Source organism: Anoxybacillus sp. TBDG-1 (assembly GCF_054815885.1).
The window spans coordinates 1-6,380 of the sequence record NZ_JBTZSY010000074.1 but is presented as its reverse complement, the minus strand read 5'-3'; the positions used below and the strand labels follow the sequence as shown (position 1 = coordinate 6,380).

The following is a 6,380-nucleotide window of genomic DNA, read 5'->3' as shown; positions in this document are numbered from 1 at the left end:
TAAGTGTCCAATTTTATTTGTCGGAAACTGTCCACTTTAGTTTAGCAGTTACAAATGTTTTGCTCACCATCATATTTTTCTTTTTTACATCCTGTAACTTTTGCTTTAATACGCGCATTAAAATCGTTGTCGCAATATTTTTTTGCGGCAATGCCCATAGTTTTTTGATATTTTCTTCATTCAACAAATCAAAACTTTCCGATGAAACCGCTTGAGTCAACACCATCACTTCATCTTCTAAAATTGCTTCTTCCAACATTTTTGAAATTCGCTCATTCACTTCTTTTAAATCTGGCGTACCCGTTCGTGAAGATTTCATAATAAACGAACGGACAGCGATAAAATAAGAAATTTCCTCTTTTTGTTCTTTCGTAAGCAAACCGGTGCAAATTTTATAAACATCTCTCAGCTTTTTCGTTTCCGTCATAAACAGCCATTTTCTTTTTTCCGTTTGCTGCACAAATTCCGCCCCGTCGCGAATGACTTCATAGCGCTTTTTATCGCTATCACCGAAAAAGGCGCGATAATCAAACGAATGGAACATATTGCGCAACACTTCGAGGATGTTTAACGCGATGTCGCAAGCTTGGCTGTTTTCTTGCACTTTATCTTGGTCGCGTTTCGTATACGTTTGTAGTGCTTCCATTAAATTTTTCTTTAAACCGATATAATCGACGATCAAACCGCCTGTCTTGCCCGGGTAGACACGATTGACACGAGCGATCGCTTGCATTAAATTGTGTGCCTTCATCGGCTTGTCAATATACATCGTATCAAGCGCCGGTACATCAAAACCGGTGAGCCACATATCAACAACAATGACAATTTTAGTCGAAGCAACTGCTTTTCTCATGCCGTAATATTGATGATACGCCGGCATAATTTTGCTTCGTTTGTAAATAAAGTAGAGTTTAAAATGACATCTAAAAGACGTTTCGGCTCAAATAAGCCAAACATTAATGTTTCTAACTCACGGTTTTCCTTTACTTCATCTACTTCATCTTCTGAATTAATTTTCGTCCAAGCCATAAACCGGTCAAACGGCGCGCGGTAATCGTTCCCGCGCCCGCTTTTACCCCATCGTTAATAACAAGAAATGCATTACAATAAAACAATGACGGAATATGGACGTTCATATAATTTTTTAGCTATTTCCTTGCGTCCATTCATATAGAATTTGTTTTCATACCTTATGAGAATTCATAAGAAAGTTGACAGATTTGAGTTCCACACTATTAGTAACACTGCAAATTAAATCGACTATGAATTCTGAATCTATAAGACAAATTTTATTCTCTTGTGCAAATCTCTTTGCTTCTTCTGTAAAACCTGAATGGCTAAAGAAAATTAAATAAACAGGGTTATGCCTAACATGGATATGTGTATCCTTATCGAACCTAATAAAAAGCGAACCCCCTATTAATTTCCTAATATAGCTTGTATCTACAGGAGAGTCATAAAACTTTACTTGTGATAAAAAAACAATATTTTGGGGTAATAATATATTCAATAGTGGATTGCTAGTCTCACTTTGAAAAGTGTATTCACCAGTAATGTCTATACCTAAGTCATTTGAACTTGTGGTAATATAAACGTTACTAAAATTAAAATCCTGTAAAAACAAGGCACAGAATTTCTCATATATTCTATGTCCGTTTTGTAATCGCTTTATTGCATTTAACTTTTCTTCCAAAGCTCTCTTTAGGCCATTATTAATACTAAGACCGTAGGTAGATTTTTCGATATAATACGTAAAGGAATTTTTTAGCAGATTAATTTTGCTTCTACCGCCAGTATTTTTAATCTCGCTTTCAAGAACTTTAATAAATTCTTGAAAATCAGGATTATTGATGTAAGCTATTGTAAACATTATATCTTCTGGTTCGATATTTAACTTTAAATCCTCCACCAAAGAATAGCAATTATCAAACAAATATTGTGAAAGCTCTTTCTTATTATCATTAAAGTTTTTTATTATATGTTTACTTATTTTTCTTTTTATCCTATGATTTAGACTCTCCATAACTAATCAACCTTATCTGTTTAACCTTTTCTTCTTAATTTCAAGCATATCTAAACTATCTATAATAATATCTCTTATTTTTAATAGGTCATTCTCGAGATTAATGCTCCATTCAGCAGTTAAAGGTGTCCTTGTTAATTCTTTTTGAATAGAAATTAATTTGTTTTTCCAAACCTCTTCTTGGGATATACCTGAATTTTCTTTCACATTTTCAAGAATAATATTCCAATTAACATTTCTATCATTTCTCGTTAAACTAACCAATGTATCTTTTACATCTTCTGGATTTTTCTTGTGTTCTTCTACAATATTAGCAAGAATATCTCTAAATTGTTTAGTGTTAAGACCATCATCTTCTGCACTTTTAATGATAGCAGGTATTTCGATTAACAGTTCCCTCTTTAAATCAGAATCAGGGTATAAATCGACTAATGCTTCTTCATCAAGTGCCCATTCAAACTCTAATTTATCTTCTAACAATCCAAAAAATGCTCTTAATTCCTTATTTTTATCTAACCCTTCCAGATAACCCCAATATTTATCTGGAATAGTGTCACTGATATTGTTTATTTCACGATAAAAAGTATATCTAAGTACGGATTTTCTTACATCGCTACTTGACATTCCTAATTCATACGCTGTTTCTCTAATAACTGTAGCGAAATTTTTATTTTCGTATTTAATCTTACTAACACATAACTCGTATAAGTGTTTTGCTTTAGAAATATCGCTCCATTCTTTCACAACCATTACATTAGCAATACCTTGTGTTACTTTTAATTCTGTTTCATATTCTTCAAAACTCTCATTTTCCTCCTTCACTGCTAAAAGAACAGGGATTTCTGTGTCTATTGAATAACCCTCTATTTCTCCACTTTTCAGACATGCTAATCTGCTATTTCCTTCTACAGCAATATATTTAGCATCTTCGCTATCAAAATGAGACTTTTTTTCATCTGGTAGTGTATCTACCTCTCTAACAACTATTCGATTAACCCATTTAATATTCTGCTTCATACTAGTCAGAAGTTCTTTGGCAGCCTTAGATTTAAAAATTTTTTTCTTAACTCCCTCTTGCGTATCAAAAAATGCCTCTTCACCAAAACGGGGATTAAACGGGTCTAACAGGATATCTCCAATTTTAATATTCTTATTAACTAACTTCATTTCATTCACCCTTTTCTAAATCAATACCATCCTTAATTATACCAAATTATAAGATTTTTTGTAAATTAATATTTTATTTCCTTATAAAAAGTCTCTTCTCTAGCAATGTTGATACATCAAGATTTCGTGTATGGGCTCCTAAAAAATTTTTTCATCAAAAAATTGAATTCTTTGTAAATACAACTGGGGGGCTCAGCTTATGGTGATCGGAAAAGCAGATTCCCCATTCTTTCGGAATGCCTGTGCTTAGAATTTGGAAGGAACATTTTGGATTGTTCGGTTTCTATTAAACTTTTGACATTTGGATGTTCTCGTGCAAATTGGACATTGCGAATTTCCATGAACCGAATGCACGCTCCCTTTTTCTCCTTATTTTCAAATCCTCACTACTTCCCTTCAATTTTCCTCTCAAAATATATATGCAACCGATATTCGCAAATTTCTTGCGTCCATTCGTATAACATGCGTTCGTCTTCCGACGCGATGGAGAAGGTGAGCGAGAAAACGTTATTTGCAAATGAAATAAGCCCGTCGGAACTGCCACTCCATTTCGTCATCGGCATTTTGGCGATGAGTTTCGCGACTTTTTGTTCGTCGTATTGCCATAAGCGTTTCGTTTCTCCGTCAGAGAAATCGATGCGCTTTCGGTATTCTTTTTCCGTCAAATATTGATGGAAAAATGGGGCGGCTTCGGTTGGCGTGATTGGCAAATGCCAATGCGATGATCCGCGGTTTAACATCGCCTGCAAGACGACCATTTTGTAGCTTTTTGTCATCACTGTTCGCTCAACTTCCGTAAACCAAGCTTCGTATTTTAAAAACACTTCTTTTTCGCGTTCGGATAATTCGTTCGCCCAGTAAAGAAAGCCGACGTACGATTGAAACTCATCGCGATATTCTTTGGCGATGCTGCGACCGTGCAAGTGAAGTTCAAGATACGTTGGGCGACGACCGAGTTGTTGTTTGACATCCTCATAGTCGGCAAGGAGTTTTTCTTTGCGCGGTTGTCGTTTTCTACGCATCTCTTCTAATAAGTGAACGACACGAACATCAAAATCGACAACACATCCGTTTGGGGCAACAGGGATCACAGACTTTTGTTTTTTTCTTTCTTCTTTTTGCGTATCAAATAAGGCTAGCTTCACATCGGCATTGCGATAGTTTCCGATTAAGTCGATAATGACGCAATATTGTTTTTCTGGATGGAGACGCAAGCCGCGCCCGACTTGTTGGGTGAAAACCGTTAGTGACTCTGTCGGACGGACAAATAATAACGTATCGACCACGGGAATATCGACGCCTTCGTTAAATAAATCGATGGTGAAAATGGCGTCTAACTTGCCTTTTTCAAGTAATTCAATCGCCTCCGAGCGCGTGATATGTATTTGTTTGGAATGCAAACTAATCGTCCGATAACCGTGGTTATTAAAATAATTGGCTAAAAAATCTGCTTGACGAATCGATGAACAAAACACGAGCGTTTTCGTTTGCTTATATTTCTCCCACGCTTGCAAAATGCGTTCTGCCATTTCGTGACGAAGTTGTGCTTGCAATAGTTGTTCTTCATCGTAGCGGTTGCCGCGCCAAGCAATTTTTGTATAATCTGTATCGTCATATACGCCATAATAGCGAAATGGCGCAAGCCACCCGCGCTGTACCGCTTCGATAAAATCAATGCGGTACGCCACATTTCCGTCGCAAAGCGCGTATACGTCTTTATAGTCATTACGGTCAGGCGTCGCGGTAATGCCAAGTAAAAATTTCGGCTGGAAATAAGAAAGCACACGCTCATATGACTTCGCAGCGGCATGGTGAAATTCGTCAATCACAATAAGGTCAAATGCGTCTTTTGCAAACGTAGTTAAATGTTTTTTCATGCTTAGCGTAAAAATAGACGCAAACACGACATCGGCTTGTCCTTCTTTCACTTTGCCGTCGTAAATACCGAACGTCTTATTCGAAAGCACTTGCGCAAACGAACGCTTCGCCTGATGTAAAATTTCTTCGCGGTGCGCTACAAATAGCACTCTTTGAAACTTTCGAGCGAAAAAGGCAGCCAAGTACGTTTTCCCTAATCCTGTTGCCATGACGACCATCGCACGATCATAACCTTCTTCGTATGTAGCCTCTAGCTGAGCAAGCGCTTCTACTTGCGCAAAGCGTGGCTGAATGGTCCCATATGAAGCCCTTTCATCATAAATCATTTCCGTTTCTTCTTTCTTTGTCGTTGGAAGCATCAACTCTACTTCCTCTAGTTTCGTCCATTGTCGCACGAGATTTGTATGACGTTGGTGATAATCGTCATATTGTTGTTTATATTGCTTTAACGTTTCGGCGTTTACTTGTACCGTTTGCTCCGCATAAAAAAGAGTTAAAAACTCATTCATCACTTGAGCAAATACACTTTCTTCCACACATTTAGGCACGCCAACATTCCATTCAACGCCACTTGTTAATGCAGAACGCGATAAATTCGACGAACCGATAATAAAATATCCATCATTTTGATTTTCAAATAAATACGCTTTCGGGTGAAAGGAAATACCGTTACTTTCCCATAACCGAACTTCAATATTCGGATGAATCGCTATAAGTTGACGTAAAGCTTCTGGCTGTGTGACATATAAATAATCTCCAGCACAAATTTTAATATCTGCTCCTCGTTCAATGGCTTTTTTTAACGGCTCTTTTATTATATCGACCCCCGACTTCATCACAAACGACGTCAACATATAAATCGTTGAGGCTGTTTCAATATGTTCATTTAGTTTTTCAATTAAATGGCTTTTGACAAACTCGATTTTACTCATCGTGTACCTCAATTAAGAAAATTTTCTCTTTAAACCCTCCTCGTTTTTCCGCTTTCGAGGCACGAACGGCTTCGACTTGTTCGATCGTTGCCCCATGGCATTCGGCAAGCGCATGTATAATTTCTAATACATCCGCTAATTCTTCCACCGCTGTGACATCATCTGAGGCGTTCATATATTCCTCTAATTCCTCAAACGCTTTCTTCCGCAACTGTTCGCGATATTCTTCATCACTTAATGTACGCATTGTAAACGTCTTTCCAGATTCCTCAATTATTTTCGGAATTAAATCCCGAACGAGCTTATGATAAACAGGCATTGTAACCTCTCCTCGTATAGTATGTTTAGAAAGATTTTTAAATCGAACTTCCAGTTCGATA

The 6,380-nt window shown here is 37.0% G+C and carries 5 protein-coding genes and 1 pseudogene; all 6 read right to left on the bottom strand.

The features are described from left to right. Positions 1-52: 52 nt before the first annotated feature. Positions 53-829: pseudogene (locus tag ACYQY7_RS13460) on the bottom strand (type I restriction enzyme endonuclease domain-containing protein); the annotation flags it as partial. Positions 830-849: 20 nt separating this feature from the next. Next, positions 850-1,029 carry a hypothetical protein gene (locus ACYQY7_RS13455; protein ID WP_461202815.1) on the bottom strand — a complete coding sequence of 60 codons (180 nt, stop codon included), beginning with the start codon at positions 1,027-1,029 and terminating at the stop codon, positions 850-852. Between the two features lie 154 nt (positions 1,030-1,183). Beyond that, on the bottom strand, positions 1,184-2,023 hold the full coding sequence (locus ACYQY7_RS13450; protein ID WP_461202813.1) for a restriction endonuclease: 840 nt from the start codon (positions 2,021-2,023) through the stop codon (positions 1,184-1,186). Positions 2,024-2,035: 12 nt separating this feature from the next. Continuing rightward, on the bottom strand, positions 2,036-3,190 hold the full coding sequence (locus tag ACYQY7_RS13445) for a hypothetical protein (RefSeq protein WP_461202811.1): 1,155 nt from the start codon (positions 3,188-3,190) through the stop codon (positions 2,036-2,038). Positions 3,191-3,576: 386 nt separating this feature from the next. Next, positions 3,577-6,000: a DEAD/DEAH box helicase family protein gene (locus ACYQY7_RS13440; protein WP_461202809.1), complete on the bottom strand. Its 2,424-nt coding sequence runs from the start codon at positions 5,998-6,000 to the stop codon at positions 3,577-3,579. Next, positions 5,993-6,319, bottom strand: a complete 327-nt coding sequence (locus tag ACYQY7_RS13435) for a nucleoside triphosphate pyrophosphohydrolase (RefSeq protein WP_461202807.1) — start codon at positions 6,317-6,319, stop codon at positions 5,993-5,995. The genes ACYQY7_RS13440 and ACYQY7_RS13435 overlap by 8 nt, the downstream gene beginning before the upstream one ends. Between the last annotated feature and the right edge of the window lie 61 nt (positions 6,320-6,380).